The sequence below is a fragment of the Blautia hansenii genome (assembly GCF_013304445.1).
Classification (GTDB): Bacteria; Bacillota; Clostridia; order Lachnospirales; family Lachnospiraceae; genus Blautia.
This window is the reverse complement of sequence record NZ_JAAITA010000003.1, coordinates 149,321-162,766: the sequence shown is the minus strand read 5'-3', so window position 1 is coordinate 162,766 and position 13,446 is coordinate 149,321. Positions and strand designations below refer to the sequence as shown.

Annotated in this window: 17 protein-coding genes, 1 tRNA gene and 1 pseudogene; 6 read left to right on the top strand and 13 right to left on the bottom strand. The window is 37.8% G+C overall.

Features of this window, described 5'->3' with window-relative positions; all coding sequences use genetic code 11:
* Positions 1-152: 152 nt before the first annotated feature.
* From G5A70_RS04260 to G5A70_RS04225, 8 genes and pseudogenes are all read right to left on the bottom strand, one after another.
* Positions 153-794 (bottom strand): hypothetical protein, encoded by a 642-nt coding sequence (locus tag G5A70_RS04260; RefSeq protein ID WP_173748353.1) that lies wholly within the window; start codon positions 792-794, stop codon positions 153-155.
* Between the two features lie 54 nt (positions 795-848).
* Positions 849-1,091, bottom strand: a pseudogene (locus G5A70_RS16205) (ORF6N domain-containing protein); the annotation flags it as partial.
* Positions 1,092-1,178: 87 nt separating this feature from the next.
* Positions 1,179-1,427 (bottom strand): Mor transcription activator family protein, encoded by a 249-nt coding sequence (locus G5A70_RS04250; RefSeq protein ID WP_173748351.1) that lies wholly within the window; start codon positions 1,425-1,427, stop codon positions 1,179-1,181.
* A 20-nt stretch (positions 1,428-1,447) separates the two neighbouring features.
* Positions 1,448-1,666 (bottom strand): YdbC family protein, encoded by a 219-nt coding sequence (locus tag G5A70_RS04245; RefSeq protein WP_173748349.1) that lies wholly within the window; start codon positions 1,664-1,666, stop codon positions 1,448-1,450.
* Between the two features lie 38 nt (positions 1,667-1,704).
* Positions 1,705-2,340: a hypothetical protein gene (locus G5A70_RS04240; RefSeq protein ID WP_173748347.1), complete on the bottom strand. Its 636-nt coding sequence runs from the start codon at positions 2,338-2,340 to the stop codon at positions 1,705-1,707.
* 57 nt (positions 2,341-2,397) lie between these two features.
* Positions 2,398-2,805, bottom strand: a complete 408-nt coding sequence (locus G5A70_RS04235; RefSeq protein ID WP_173748345.1) for a hypothetical protein — start codon at positions 2,803-2,805, stop codon at positions 2,398-2,400.
* Between the two features lie 229 nt (positions 2,806-3,034).
* The gene (locus G5A70_RS04230) at positions 3,035-4,972 is read right to left on the bottom strand and encodes a phage/plasmid primase, P4 family (protein ID WP_173748343.1); all 1,938 of its coding nucleotides are present in this window, start codon (positions 4,970-4,972) and stop codon (positions 3,035-3,037) included.
* Positions 4,972-5,181, bottom strand: coding sequence for a helix-turn-helix domain-containing protein (locus G5A70_RS04225; protein WP_173748341.1), 210 nt, complete (start codon positions 5,179-5,181; stop codon positions 4,972-4,974). The genes G5A70_RS04230 and G5A70_RS04225 overlap by 1 nt, the downstream gene beginning before the upstream one ends.
* 277 nt (positions 5,182-5,458) lie before the next feature.
* Here G5A70_RS04225 and G5A70_RS04220 point away from each other — a divergent pair, with 277 nt between their 5' ends.
* The 4 genes from G5A70_RS04220 to G5A70_RS04205 all read left to right on the top strand — a co-directional run bounded on the left by G5A70_RS04220 (position 5,459) and on the right by G5A70_RS04205 (position 8,254).
* Positions 5,459-5,836, top strand: a complete 378-nt coding sequence (locus G5A70_RS04220; protein WP_173748339.1) for a helix-turn-helix domain-containing protein — start codon at positions 5,459-5,461, stop codon at positions 5,834-5,836.
* A gap of 87 nt (positions 5,837-5,923) precedes the next feature.
* On the top strand, positions 5,924-6,490 hold the full coding sequence (locus G5A70_RS04215) for a hypothetical protein (RefSeq protein WP_173748337.1): 567 nt from the start codon (positions 5,924-5,926) through the stop codon (positions 6,488-6,490).
* A gap of 128 nt (positions 6,491-6,618) precedes the next feature.
* Complete coding sequence (locus G5A70_RS04210; RefSeq protein ID WP_173748335.1) at positions 6,619-7,674, top strand: tyrosine-type recombinase/integrase; 1,056 nt, start codon at positions 6,619-6,621, stop codon at positions 7,672-7,674.
* 13 nt (positions 7,675-7,687) lie between these two features.
* Entirely contained in the window at positions 7,688-8,254 is a 567-nt protein-coding gene (locus G5A70_RS04205; protein WP_173748333.1) for a hypothetical protein, read from the top strand.
* Positions 8,255-8,472: 218 nt separating this feature from the next.
* Here G5A70_RS04205 and rpsI read toward each other — a convergent pair whose 3' ends face one another.
* From rpsI to G5A70_RS04190, 3 genes are all read right to left on the bottom strand, one after another.
* A complete protein-coding gene (gene rpsI, locus G5A70_RS04200) occupies positions 8,473-8,865 on the bottom strand; it encodes a 30S ribosomal protein S9 (RefSeq protein ID WP_173748331.1) in 393 nt (130 codons plus the stop codon).
* Between the two features lie 16 nt (positions 8,866-8,881).
* On the bottom strand, positions 8,882-9,310 hold the full coding sequence (rplM, locus tag G5A70_RS04195; protein WP_173748329.1) for a 50S ribosomal protein L13: 429 nt from the start codon (positions 9,308-9,310) through the stop codon (positions 8,882-8,884).
* Between the two features lie 133 nt (positions 9,311-9,443).
* Entirely contained in the window at positions 9,444-10,418 is a 975-nt protein-coding gene (locus G5A70_RS04190) for a GTP pyrophosphokinase (RefSeq protein WP_173748327.1), read from the bottom strand.
* A gap of 240 nt (positions 10,419-10,658) precedes the next feature.
* On the opposite strand from G5A70_RS04190, the gene trxA reads away from it, so the two are divergent.
* A complete protein-coding gene (trxA, locus tag G5A70_RS04185) occupies positions 10,659-10,973 on the top strand; it encodes a thioredoxin (RefSeq protein ID WP_173748325.1) in 315 nt (104 codons plus the stop codon).
* Between the two features lie 15 nt (positions 10,974-10,988).
* Positions 10,989-11,921, top strand: coding sequence for a thioredoxin-disulfide reductase (gene trxB, locus G5A70_RS04180; RefSeq protein ID WP_226853496.1), 933 nt, complete (start codon positions 10,989-10,991; stop codon positions 11,919-11,921).
* Between the two features lie 46 nt (positions 11,922-11,967).
* On the opposite strand, the gene glyA is transcribed toward trxB, so the two are convergent.
* Both glyA and G5A70_RS04170 read right to left on the bottom strand, forming a co-directional pair.
* A complete protein-coding gene (glyA, locus tag G5A70_RS04175) occupies positions 11,968-13,206 on the bottom strand; it encodes a serine hydroxymethyltransferase (RefSeq protein ID WP_173748323.1) in 1,239 nt (412 codons plus the stop codon).
* A gap of 85 nt (positions 13,207-13,291) precedes the next feature.
* Positions 13,292-13,364 (bottom strand) — tRNA-Phe (locus tag G5A70_RS04170).
* Between the last annotated feature and the right edge of the window lie 82 nt (positions 13,365-13,446).

Genomic DNA, 13,446 nt, shown 5'->3' with positions numbered 1-13,446 from the left:
TATTTTTGTATTTTTTACCATCAGAACATCCCACCTTTCTAAAAAATAAGGGACACTCATGAAGATTATCCCTATTACAATTTTTCACAACAGATGAAACAGAAAGCTGTTATCAAAACAGAGAAAGGAAATTCACCTACTGTATAAAATTGTTACATGAAGAATTTTGCAAATGAATTGAAGGCATCATTCACAGTTTGAATAGGTTTCCCATCAAGCATGGTGGCAAATTCATAAGGGACAAAACCATTGTATTTCTTGATGAGATTGACAGAAACATTTTCAATGGATTCAAGACTTTCAATGATGTCATCAGCACTGATGAAATCAATACCAAGTCTTTTTGCCTGCACTGTATCCATTGATTTGAACAGTGTTTTGGTAACAAGATAACATTTCCTATATTTATTCAAGTATGCTTTCACATCTTCATCTGTCAGATGACCTTCCATCCTTTCAATACTTTGAATATCATCCATTGCACCATCAGGAAGGTTTGAAGCAATAATTCTTGATATTTCCGTCTTCACCTGCTTTACAATGTCCTGAATACTTCTGACAGAATCATTTCTGATATATTCAATTCTTGCATTGAAATCATCAAATATTTCCATCTGATTCTGTTCAGGAACAGGACTGTTCTTCAGTTCTGTTATTCTCTGTTTCATATTCAATTTAGCAAAATCATAATCTTCCACAAATCTATTCAGAACTTTAACCACATCTGACAGGATTCCTGTCTTTTGTGTTGCCTGTTCAAAATACTTATCTTTATCAGTCATTTTACCCTTCATTTGTTATATCTGTTCTATTATAATTATATCACTATACAAAATGGATTCATACTTTCATTCATGGTCACTTGTGAGAAAATCATCTGTGAAGGACTTCACTAACATCAGGTAACCTGTTTCTGTGATAAGAGTTAAAGGTTCGTTGGATTTTGGTGAAATTTCGGCAATTTTGTGTGTACGAATTTCATCCGCACAAACTTTGAAGAAGTCAACACCGCTGATAAACCGCTGTCGATTCTGATTAAAGTTTCGTCTTGCAGTCCCATCAGGTCTTTTATGTACGGTATCAATATCCTTGAATGTTACTACCTCTTACCTACAAACCAAGGTTCATTATCAATAGTTACTGTTCTTAATTGACCAAATAAAAAAAGAAGGAAGTCATCAAGACATCCTTCCAATAATTTTATATATCTGTGATTCTGAAAGTTCATATTGTTTCATCAAGGCTGTGACTTTCTCACCTTTTTCAAAATCATCCTGAATCTTCTTGTTTCTTCCTTCCCTGTCTAATGATTCCACGTTCTTTGGAAACTTTATCTTTTCCCCTGCAAAAGTTTCTGTAATAACCTGAAACAGTTCTTCACCAAGAAGATTTCTCATAACTTCCAATGACTTCCTGTTCTTTGACATCTACACTGTCCTTTCCTGCATTACATTCCAAGAAGAATCTGACCTAGGTTTTCAGCTTCTTCATGTGTCAGGGTGATTCCTTTATACATCTTTCCTGTTTCTTTGTTCCATGTTCTAACATCCACCTTTGCAGGTGCATCATTATAACTTATCAGATTGACTTCCAATGCAATCTGTCCATCATTTGATTTGCTAACTGTTGCAATGTGTTTCTTGATTTCATATTTGAATTCTTTCATCTTATTATTTCCTTCCTATTTTATATTCTGTGTGTTGGTTATATCCCTTTCATTGCATCTTTTGTCAATTGACTGACCCTATTATGTGATGCAGGAATGGTGAATCCTTTCCCTGAATCAGATTCCCAATCATACCAAATCATGGTCATATCCTTCAATGATACTTTCTGAAGTATTGGATGCTTTTCACTGATTACTTTCCTAATTGCTTGATTGCTGAATGTCTTCTTCATCATAATGGTTTGGAATCTCATGTTTTCCAATGCCTGCAAGACCTTCAACTTCATTCGGAATGAATCCTTTCCTTTCTTCATCAGTCTTTCATCCTGAATGTAGTCCATATAATTGAATGGAAATCTGACAATTTCAATATTATTCTTTTTCGCATACCTTTCCATTCTGTATTGAATTTCAGAACTTCCACCCTTTGTTCCATTCTGTATCTTCTTGTATGGATTGAAGTGACCACAATCCCTGCACTTGAATCCATGGTTGATATAATATAGGATAGTTCTTTTCTTTCCACAGCAGGGACAGACAAAATATCTTCTGTCCCCATATCCAACTTTTACCACTTCAAGCATCACAGTGTGTCTTCTTCCTTCCACCTTGAAATTGCATGACATTGAATCTGAAGGAATCATCTTCAAAACCGATTCATCTATACAATACATTTCTTTCCCTTCCTTATATAGTCAAAAACCCTAAATATCATGAATCTGCATGGTAAATCAAAATACATGAACAGGAACTTCAAATTCATTCCAAATGCATCTTTCTTCATTCACAAAGAATGTTCCATCATATTTTGCTTTTTCCCTGCACATATTCACCATTGTTTCAATCTCTGTTGTTATGCCTATCCATTCACCTGATGGAATGATTCCAAAATGACAAAATGCAACATTTAAAATCACTTCTTCTTGATTTCTATACTTTTTATACATGGTTCTTTCATCATGAATAACTAATTCATATACAGACCCTTCCACATCTTCAAATCTTACTTGCACTCTTTCACATTCAAATGCAGGATTTTCACCTGTGACTTTCCAAGCAACTGATTTCAAATCTTTCATCTGCATAATTGTTTTAATATCTTCATAAAAATTCATAACTTTTCCCTTTCTATTCTTCATGTCCTTTTTCGTGTCCTGTCCTATGTCCTTTTTCATGTCCTTCTGAAACCCTTGATTTTACAAGGTTTTTCATATATCAGGACACGATATGACACATGACAAGAAATTTCCTTACTTTTTATATTTTATATAATATAAAAAGTAGTATAAATATTTCATGTATATATATATACTTATTTATTGTTGTAATATAAATACTTTTTGTGTCATGTCGTGTCATGTGTCATAATTACATGGCAATAGGATATAACATAGTAGGTCTTTGACCATTCACCATTGTCTTCATTCTGTCACTGTATAAATTGAATCTTTTCTTTAAATCATTCAAAAATGTTTTTTTCTTTACAACTTCAAATCCATTATTTTGACAAAATATTTCAAATTGCAAATACAATTCTGCAACTGAATTTCTACATAGATAAGAAATCAAATCATCTTCAGATTCTTCCAATGATTCCAACCATCCAAGAATAGGATTATTGTCTTTTTCAAACTGTTCCACTTCATTCTTCACCTTAGATGCTTCAGTGAATTGTTTGTTATACAATGCTCTTTTCAATCCCTTCAATGCAATGGAAATTAAATATTCCATTGATGATGAAGTTTTTAAATCGTCTTCAATATCAGGATTATAGTCATCATCATCCTTGCTGAACTTTGCATTGAATGGTATGATTAAAATTCTTCTTTTGATTGCTTCAAATCCTTGCACTTTTATTCTTGGAATATTGTTTGCACTGAATAACAGTTTTGTGTATGGCTTGAATGTAAATGCATCCTGACCTTTGTTTTCTGCTTTGATATCGTTTGCACTGACAATTTTTTTAAATACTGAAAGTGTTTTCCCCTTCAGGAATTCATCACTGATATCATCACCAATGTTTGCAAGTTTTCCTGCCAACATGACAGTGCTGAACTTATCATCTAATTCAGCAAGGTCAAGTGCTGAATAGTTCTGTCTTCCAAGCATACATTTCAATGCTTCCAAGTAAGTTGATTTACCATTGCTTCCTGAACCTGTTAAAATAAAGGATTTTTGCAATTTATTCTTCCTATACAGACAATATCCTGCACATTCTTCAAGCAATGCCCTGATTTCTTTATCATTGCAACTGATTTTGTCCAATGTCTTATCACACAGTTCACTGTATGCTTCAGGATTGTAGTCCCAAGGAATTTTATTGGTGACAATGTATTCAGGACTGAAGGGAAGAAGTTCATCTGTCTTAATATTTAAAATTCCATTTCTGAATGCAATTAAATTTTCCTGCATCAGAACATCTTCACTGTCAGGAATTCTGACTTCTATATATTTCAAAACTTCTGTCCTTTGGTTAGCTTTAATATTTCTTATTTCATCAGTCATCAAATTTTCAATATACTTTCCACCTGTCATATAAATTCCATCTCTATAACAATGAAGTTGACCATTGATTCTTTTTATATAATGTTTTTTCATCATATAATCACCAAACTTGTCATGCATGAAAGTCTTTCCATTATAAAACACAGGTTTTTCAAATGCTTCATCACGCAAGATGACATCTAATTCATCCTGACTAAGTGCATCCGACAGAATAAATTCATTTGCATTTTTCAATACCCTTCTGATGGTATCTTCTTCCATCCCTGCACCCTGAAGCACCAAGATATATCTGAACAAGCTGTCATTCCTTCCATCACCTTCTGACAAGTCCATCAGGTCAATCTGTGTATTCACAGGAAGAAGTTCATCAGGGACTTCATCCACCTGTGAAGGTTCAAAGGATGGTGGAAATCTGTCCACACCATCCACCTTCAAAGGAATGTATGTTGAACCTGAATGAATGTCAGCAATCAATCCAACTGCAAGTTTCTTGTCCTTTCCACCCTTTTCAATTCTGTGATGGGTGTCTTTCCAATAACTGTGAATATGTCCATTGTTTGGGTTTTCAAGAATCAGACAATTCCAATTGTTCTGTTCTGCCATATCCCAAAACTTCTGTGACAGTTCATCACTGTCAAAACTAATGTCCACATAATCTTTGTTCAGGATTGCACCAAAGGAATGATTTCCTTCAATCTGTTCCCATGAAAGAAGTTTTGCATCCTTGACCTTCATGGTTGGATTCTTTCCATCACCTGTTGCATATCCTTTGAATACTTCTTTATTACCTTTCCAACCCATTAGTCTTCACCATCCTTGATAATCAAATCCTTTACACTAACATTAAGTGCTGAAGCAATTCTTCCTATTGTTCTAAGTCTTGGTACTGCTTTCCCTGTTCTGATATTTCTGAAGCAATTTTCTGTGATTCCTGAAGCAGATGCAACATCCTTCAACATCAATCCCTTATTCGCAATCAAAACATCAAGTTTTTCTGTGTCAATTCTCATAATTGTTCACCCTTTCCTTTTTAATTAAATAATTTAGCTTAAATAGTTGACACACGAACTTCAACGTGCTATTCTAATAATGAAAATACGTTTTAATTCGTGTTTTTTATAGTTTAACACGTTTTACTTCGTTTTTCAATAGATATTGCACTGTGAATTTATTTCGCACTTCGTTAGCAATATACTTCTAAAACATGACTGCATCAAAGATTCTTGCTGAAGAAATACTTCACAGTTATCACTGCATATGTTAGAATGGGAACATGGTGGTGATAACATGACAGTAGGTGACAATATCAAAACCATCAGAAAGAAAAAAGGAATAAAACAGAAAGACCTTGCATCATACATTGAAATGACTGTCAGAGGACTTCAGGACATTGAATATGGAAAAACACAACCTAGAGTTGGAACTGTTTTGAAAATAGCTAAATGTCTTAATGTATCACCAACAATCATCAATCCTGATTTAAACTGGGATGATTACATTGATACAGAGTCACTGTCAAACGAAGTTCAAGTGTGGGACAGTCTTCCTGACTATAATGAAGATGACATTGACATTTTCAGAAGTTTCCTTTCCCTGAATCCTGATGGAAAACAAAAAGCATCAGAATATATTGATTTGCTGATGCTGAAGTACAAAGATAAATAGACACCCATTCAAAGCAGATAGAACCTGCATGAATGGGTGTCTATTTTATTTTTTAACAACAACAGCCAACAAGCAGGAAACAAAATCATGGTTTTTCCTTGGAAATCCAAGGGTCAGGAACTAACTGATTCAGAACTGTGGTTACTCAAAACAAGAAAGGATGAAATTATTATGAAGACAGGATTCAAAGCATTATGGAACTACAAAGGACTTATTGTTGATATGGGTGTAAAACCTGATAAGGAAATGAAACCAACATTCTTTATCATGACTGATGATATGGAACAGATTCAGGTGACAATTACTGATTCAATAAACCTTGCAATGGTTAGGGATTGGCTTGACCATCTTGAAACAGGTGTTGATTGCCATAACTTCAATGGTTATGCAGACTTCATTCAGATTGTAAAAAATGTTTTCAATGTATATGCAGACAGACAGGGATTCTTCCTAAACTACGACAACACCTATTTGAACAACAGAAAGAAAGAATTGGGTGTCACTGATAAAACTATTGCTAGATGTGCAGGTCTTGGAAAATCCACCGTCAACGACCTGAGAAGGGGATTGACCAAGAAACCAAGATTTCGTACTATATGCAGAATTCATTCTGCTTTAGATGAAATTGCAGGTGTCAATGGAAAATGGAACTAATATGAAATAAGACCACAATGGACTGCCATCCATCATGGTCTTGAATAAGGAATGTGATATATTCCCCTTTAACAAGATTATTATATCACATACCTTTTATTTTACACAAGAAAGGAAAGGTAATGATTATGCGTCAACCAAATGGATACGGTTCAGTTTATAAATTATCAGGAAAGAGAAGAAAACCTTGGTGTGTCAGAATCACTGAAGGTTGGGACATTGACTTGCAATCAGGAAAAGTCATTCAGAAAAGAAAGGTTGTTGGTACATATGCAACACAAAAAGAAGCAATGCTTGCACTTGCAGATTATAATAGAAACCCTTATGACCTAAATCTTGATAGAATGACTTTTGCAGAATTATATGATAAATGGTCTGATGTTCATTTTCCAAAGGTCAGTGATTCTAACGTAAAAGGTTATAAAGCATCATACAGACTTTGTGGAAAAATTGAACACATGAAGGTCACAGACATCAAACTTGACCATCTTCAAATGATTGTTGATGAATCAGGCAAAAACACCCCAACACTGAAGAAATTAAAAATACTATGGGGATTGATGTATGACTATGCTGTTATGCATGAAATAGTCACACAGGACAAAAGGGACATGGTCAGATATGTTGATATTACACAGGCAGGAAATCCAAATTCATTCAACAGGAAACCATTCACAAAGGCACAAGTCAAAACAGTTTGGAAGTGGAAAGATTCTTCACCATATATCAAAGTCATCCTTATAATGATATACACAGGTGTCAGAATAGGGGAACTGCTTGACCTGAAGAAAGAAAATGTAAACCTTGAAGAAAAATGGTTCAAAGTAGTTCAGGCAAAAACTGAAGCAGGAATCAGAACTGTTCCTATTGCTGACAAGGTTCTTCCATTCTTTCAAGAATGGATGGATATGAATGATTGTGAATACTTAATTTCTACACCTGAAGGAAAACACTTCACATATAGAAATTATTATGATTCATATTGGTCACCAATGATGGAACAGATGGGAATGAAGCATACACCACATGAAACAAGACACACCTGCATCAGTCTTCTTTCTTCTGAAAAGGTTGATGAAAGAATCATCAAGAAGATTGTTGGTCATAAAGGACAAGGTGTCACAGAAACTGTATATACGCATTTTGAAATTGAAGAATTACTTGATGCAATCAACAAAATTTGATAAGGTGGTATAAATGGAAAAGACAAAGAAGAACAGAATCACAAAATATGATAGGCTAGAATTAGCACTTCCACTTGGAACAAAGGACAGATTGAAAAAAGTCAGTTCCATCATTGGAATCAGTGTGAATGAATATGTTGCAAGACTTATCAGGGCAGACATTGAAAAAGAACATAAATCAGATGATATGGTGTCAATGTTGAAAAGATGGGAAGTCAAAGAAAAATATCATCCTATGATTCAAAATGCATCCTATCTTCCAACAACAGGATATTACATCAAACTGAAGAAAGGATTCATCAATGATTCTGATGGTTCTGATGAAATCCTATGTAGGACAACAAAGGAATTAAGGCATATCATGCAATTAACACATCCCATCAGGACAGCTGAAGAAATGTGTGGGTTTGATTCAAAAACATATGAACAACTTCTGAAGTGGCAAGTGTGCAGGTGCTACTTCAAGGATATTGCAGGGATAGATGACCACAAAATCATCTTCAAGAATGGTCAGGTATGGGAATTCAAATCAGTCAATGAATTAAGACATATGTGGAAAGATATGAAGGAAGGTCAGTGATGACCTTCTTTTTTCTGTGTTACGGAACACTTGCAGAAAACCCTTTCTTTATTCAATCCGAATTGTTGGTTGCCTGTTTCCTGCTTGTTGGCTACGCATAGAAATTTGTACTTTTTCACAAGAATTATACATTTATTAAAACATAAAGAAACCCCCGAAAAACCTTGATTTTTCGGGGTTTGTAAGTCTTCTCTTTGTATGTTCTCTTGATATAATAATTATCTCTTGCTGAACTGAGGCGCGCGACGAGCTGCCTTGAGACCGTATTTCTTTCTTTCTTTCATACGTGGGTCACGAGTTAAGAATCCAGCTGCTTTTAAAGCAGGTCTGTATTCGCTGTCAGCTTCCAGTAATGCTCTGGAGATACCATGACGAATTGCACCAGCCTGTCCTGTGAATCCACCACCATGAACGTTTACTAAAACATCGAATTTGTCAGCTGTTTCTGTCAGTGTTAATGGCTGACGAACAACAACTTTTAATGTTTCTAATCCAAAATATTCATCAATATCTCTTTTGTTGATTGTGATTTTACCTGTACCTGGTACTAAGTATACACGAGCTACAGATGATTTTCTTCTTCCTGTTCCATAGAATTTTGTACTAGCCACTGTGATTTACCTCCTATTAAAATGTTAATACTTCTGGTTTCTGAGCTGCATTTTTGTGCTCTGGTCCAGCGTATACATGTAATTTTTTAATCATGGATCTTCCTAATGGTCCTTTTGGAAGCATACCTTTAACAGCAAGCTCAATAACTTTTTCAGGTTTTTTATCCATCATCTCTTTTAATGTTGTTTCTTTCATACCGCCAACATATTCAGAGTGGTTGTAGTAAATCTTCTGATCCATCTTCTTGCCTGTAACTTTTACTTTCTCAGCGTTTACTACGATTACATAATCACCTGTGTCAACGTGAGGTGTGAAAACAGGTTTGTTTTTTCCTCTTAAAACTTTAGCAATTTCAGATGCAAGACGTCCTAATGTCTGTCCATCAGCATCAACAACATACCATTTTCTTTCAATCTTATCCGGATTAGCCATATAAGTGTTCATGGTTTTACCTCCTATTATCAACAATATAGAATATTTTCATCATCATAAATCAATTAAACAGGACGCCTTTGAACATACCATACCGGGGCTTTTGGCTAGGCATTTCCAATCCACGTCACATTGGTTTATTATATTATAAGTAGAACTCTGTGTCAACAGATTTCTTCATATTAATAGAAATTTTTTGCTTTTCCTGCCATTGTCCTGTTCTTTCCCGTATGAGCATGGGAGTGCGGTCTTCGAGGTCTTTTTGTCCCAGGCACAATTCATTGCACACAAGCACCAGATTGTCCACCGTCAGGGGAATCCCCTCGGACAGACTGCTGGCAAAGAAACGCATGGGAATTTCCCTTGGAGAACGGTAGATTCGCTTCACCAGTTCCGTATCCTTCTGAAGAAATTCCAGCAGTGGCACCGAAATCCTTGGATTCTCAAAACGCAGGCGGTACTTATTCCGTATCATGGCTTCTATCTGCCTGTTTTTATAATTCTGATAAGCCAAACGCTCCAGAAGATTCACCATACTCCGGTCACATACCTCCAGCGTAGCATAAATTCCATTCAGTTCTCTGGAAAATTCATAGTGCTGCGCCCACTCTTCCTTGTGCTTATACCGCACGTCATGGTCTACCTCATGCCAACCCTCGGAAAAGGTGGTGCGAATCTGCACTTCAAAGGTCTTGTCAATGCGGTAATTGGTAAAAAGCTCCTCCGGGAATCGCTTTACAAATTCTTCCGGCATATGGCACACATAGTTCATACGCAGGGGATTAAATTCATTTACCTTTGGAATGTCTTCGTGGGAGTCCTTTTCGATGACAGAATAGGTGCTTTTCAACAGTTCCTTACAGATGGGAATATCGTCCATATAATACAGCACAATCCGAATTCCCGCGATATCCTGCAGCTTCTTATCCCGTTCCAGATACTCCTGCTTCTTCCACTCCAGCTTGTGCCAGACAGAACCCGCCTCCTTTACTCTGGCAAAAATCCGAAAATAAATTCCGCTTTTTTCTAATTTTTTCTGTATGGCATGTCCCAGCTCTTTTCCCAGGTTTTGGATTCCTTCCCGGTCCAAAAGTCCGGACAACTCTTCTATTTCTTTCATAAACTCTCCTCTTTTGCTGAAAACCTGTCGGCAATTACAGAGTTTCTCTGACTTAAACATTAGATTCTCTTCATTATATCAATTTCCACGGTCTTCGTAAATGTTTTTTCACTAAAATCGATGATTTTCTTTTACATAAAAGTGTGACTTTGTCACAGACTAACATCAATATTTATTTTATACTGCAAACATAGAAAACAAACACAAATTTAAAAATAAATCATAAAGGAGATTAAGATTATGGCAATTTTACACATAAACGAACAGGAATTTGAAAAAGAAGTACTAAAATCCGAAAAACCGGTGCTCTTAGATTTTTTTGCAACCTGGTGCGGCCCTTGCAAAATGCTGGGACAGGTACTGGAACAGCTTCAGGAAGAGCAGACAGACTATAAAATTGTGAAAGTAGACATCGACGAAAATCCGGAGCTTACCAGAACCTGGAATGTCACAACCGTACCGTCACTGTTTTTCTTAAAGGACGGAGAAGTGAAGGATTCCGCTATCGGTTTTCTCCCGAAACCCGTTCTGGAGCAGAAATTAAAGGCTTTATAAAAAAGAGAAAGGCGAATGACTATGACAAAAGAATACGATTTCATCATCATCGGGGCGGGACCGGCAGGCATGACCGCCGCCGTCTACGCTTCCCGGGCAGGACTGAAAACCGCTCTTTTAGAGAGCGGTGCGCCGGGAGGCAAGCTGCTGAAAACCAATGAAATCAGCAACTGGCCCGGCATCCTGCAGGAACCCGGCTCTCAGCTTGCCATGGATATGTTCACACATTCCACCAGCTTCGGAGCTGTATACGAATACGGAAAAGTGGTTTCCATCACGGACGGTGAAAAAAAACAAGTAGTCTGCGAAGACGGAACTATTTTCGCAGCCCCGGCAGTCCTTGTGGCTACGGGAACGAAAGAACGCCTCATGAACATTCCCGGCGAACAGGAACATATCGGACGCGGTGTTTCCTACTGTGCTGTCTGTGACGGCGCTTTCTTCCGTGACCGGGAAGTAGCTGTCATCGGCGGCGGAAACTCAGCCCTTGAAGAAGCGGTTTATCTGACACAGTTTGCTTCTAAAGTCTATCTTATCATGCGCAGAGACGTCTTTCGAGCAGACAAAATCGCCGTAGATGCCGCAAAAGAAAATGCAAAAATTGAAATTATCCAAAAGGCTGTTCCTAAAGAGGTTCTTTCAGAAAACGGAAAAGTCAGCGGTCTGAAAATTGCAGATATCTCTTCCCAGGAAGAAAAAATATTGCCTGTTTCCGGTATTTTTCCTTATATTGGTGCAGACCCGGTAACTGATTTCTTAAAACCTCTGGGAGTGCTGGATGAACAGGGCTATATGCTGGTCGATGAATCTATGGAAACTTCCGTTCCCCTGCTTTACGGGGCCGGCGATGTATGCCAAAAAGTGCTGCGGCAGGTGGTAACCGCTGCCAATGACGGAGCCGTTGCGGCGCAGGACGCTTTTCACAAAATCAAACTGACCAACCACTGAGCATGCTTTGCAAAGACCGTTTTCAAAACTTCACACACAATTGGTTTTATGCATTCAATGGATATTTATCGGTCAGTTCTTTTACGATTTTCTTTGCTTCCTCTTTACGGCTTCTGTCTTTTACCATAATGGCAATAGCTTCTGCAATCTTATCCATATCCTCTTCGTTCATACCTCTTGAGGTTACGGCTGCGGTGCCCAGACGGACACCGCTGGTTACGAAAGGAGACTCCGGGTCATTGGGAATGGCATTTTTGTTGCAGGTAATATTCGCCTCATCTAAAAGATGTTCCATCTCTTTTCCTGTAACGCCTGTTCCTCTTAAATCCACCAGCATGAGATGATTTTCTGTCTTGCCGGACACAATCTGAATACCTCTCTTTAAAAGTCCCTCACACAGCGCCTTTGCATTCTTCACAATTCCCTGCTGATATTCTTTGTACTCTGGCTGCAGAGCTTCTTTAAAACAAACGGCTTTCGCGGCAATGACATGCATCAGGGGGCCTCCCTGAATACCAGGAAACACTGCTTTATTGAAATTAAACTGCTTTGCCACCTCATTGCTGCTCATAATCATACCGCCTCTTGGTCCCCGCAGCGTTTTGTGCGTAGTCGTAGTGGTCACATGGGCATAGGGAATGGGACTCGGATGCAGACCTGCTGCCACCAGACCGGCAATATGAGCAATATCTACCATAAGATAAGCGCCAACCTCGTCTGCGATTTCCCGGAATTTCTTGAAGTCAATGATTCTGCAGTAAGCGCTTGCCCCTGCAACAATCATCTTCGGCTTTGCTTCCATGGCAATTTTTCGTACCTCTTCATAATCAATGACACCCTCTTCGTTAACTCCATAAGGAACAATGTTAAAATATGCACCGGAAAAATTGGCCGGACTTCCATGGGAAAGATGACCGCCGTGAGCCAGATTCATCCCCATCACCGTGTCACCTGGTTTCAGCATAGCAAAGAAAACTGCCATATTGGCCTGTGCACCGGAATGGGGCTGCACATTGACATACTCGCACCCAAACAGTTCTTTTGCTCTTTCCATGGCAAGCTGCTCTATCTCATCTACACACTCACAGCCTCCATAATACCGCTTTCCCGGATAGCCTTCTGCATATTTGTTGGTGAGAGGGCTTCCCATAGCAGCCATCACGGCTTTACTCACCCAGTTTTCTGAGGCAATCAGCTCAATATGCGAATTCTGACGCTCTACCTCTTTGCAGATACAATCTGCAATTTCAGGGTCTGTGTTTCTGATTTCTTCCAATGAATACATCGTTTCCATCCTTCCTTTCTGCTTTATCATTCTTTATACCAAAGATATTTGTCTTCTACACAAAGACATTTTGGTTATAAAAAAATGCCCAGAGCCGGAATCGAACCAGCGACACGAGGATTTTCAGTCCTCTGCTCTACCAACTGAGCTATCTGGGCTTTTCGTATATTGCTGTCTTACAGCAACAAAGCAATCTTATCATATGCGCCGGGAAATTTCAACCATTTTTTCTCATTTTTC

What these genes read in the sequence shown, in the direction of transcription:
- rplM (WP_173748329.1), bottom strand. Translation starts at nt 9,310, where the DNA reads ATGAACACTTATATGGCTAATCCGGATAAGATTGAAAGAAAATGGTAT.
- G5A70_RS04205 (WP_173748333.1), top strand. Translation starts at nt 7,688, where the DNA reads ATGGAAAAGACAAAGAAGAACAGAATCACAAAATATGATAGGCTAGAA.
- G5A70_RS04220 (WP_173748339.1), top strand. Translation starts at nt 5,459, where the DNA reads ATGACAGTAGGTGACAATATCAAAACCATCAGAAAGAAAAAAGGAATA.
- G5A70_RS04210 (WP_173748335.1), top strand. Translation starts at nt 6,619, where the DNA reads ATGCGTCAACCAAATGGATACGGTTCAGTTTATAAATTATCAGGAAAG.
- G5A70_RS04240 (WP_173748347.1), bottom strand. Translation starts at nt 2,340, where the DNA reads ATGTATTGTATAGATGAATCGGTTTTGAAGATGATTCCTTCAGATTCA.
- G5A70_RS04235 (WP_173748345.1), bottom strand. Translation starts at nt 2,805, where the DNA reads ATGAAGAATAGAAAGGGAAAAGTTATGAATTTTTATGAAGATATTAAA.
- G5A70_RS04230 (WP_173748343.1), bottom strand. Translation starts at nt 4,972, where the DNA reads ATGGGTTGGAAAGGTAATAAAGAAGTATTCAAAGGATATGCAACAGGT.
- glyA (WP_173748323.1), bottom strand. Translation starts at nt 13,206, where the DNA reads ATGTATTCATTGGAAGAAATCAGAAACACAGACCCTGAAATTGCAGAT.
- trxB (WP_226853496.1), top strand. Translation starts at nt 10,989, where the DNA reads ATGACTATGACAAAAGAATACGATTTCATCATCATCGGGGCGGGACCG.
- G5A70_RS04215 (WP_173748337.1), top strand. Translation starts at nt 5,924, where the DNA reads ATGGTTTTTCCTTGGAAATCCAAGGGTCAGGAACTAACTGATTCAGAA.
- G5A70_RS04250 (WP_173748351.1), bottom strand. Translation starts at nt 1,427, where the DNA reads ATGTCAAAGAACAGGAAGTCATTGGAAGTTATGAGAAATCTTCTTGGT.
- G5A70_RS04260 (WP_173748353.1), bottom strand. Translation starts at nt 794, where the DNA reads ATGAAGGGTAAAATGACTGATAAAGATAAGTATTTTGAACAGGCAACA.
- trxA (WP_173748325.1), top strand. Translation starts at nt 10,659, where the DNA reads ATGGCAATTTTACACATAAACGAACAGGAATTTGAAAAAGAAGTACTA.
- G5A70_RS04225 (WP_173748341.1), bottom strand. Translation starts at nt 5,181, where the DNA reads ATGAGAATTGACACAGAAAAACTTGATGTTTTGATTGCGAATAAGGGA.
- G5A70_RS04190 (WP_173748327.1), bottom strand. Translation starts at nt 10,418, where the DNA reads ATGAAAGAAATAGAAGAGTTGTCCGGACTTTTGGACCGGGAAGGAATC.
- G5A70_RS04245 (WP_173748349.1), bottom strand. Translation starts at nt 1,666, where the DNA reads ATGAAAGAATTCAAATATGAAATCAAGAAACACATTGCAACAGTTAGC.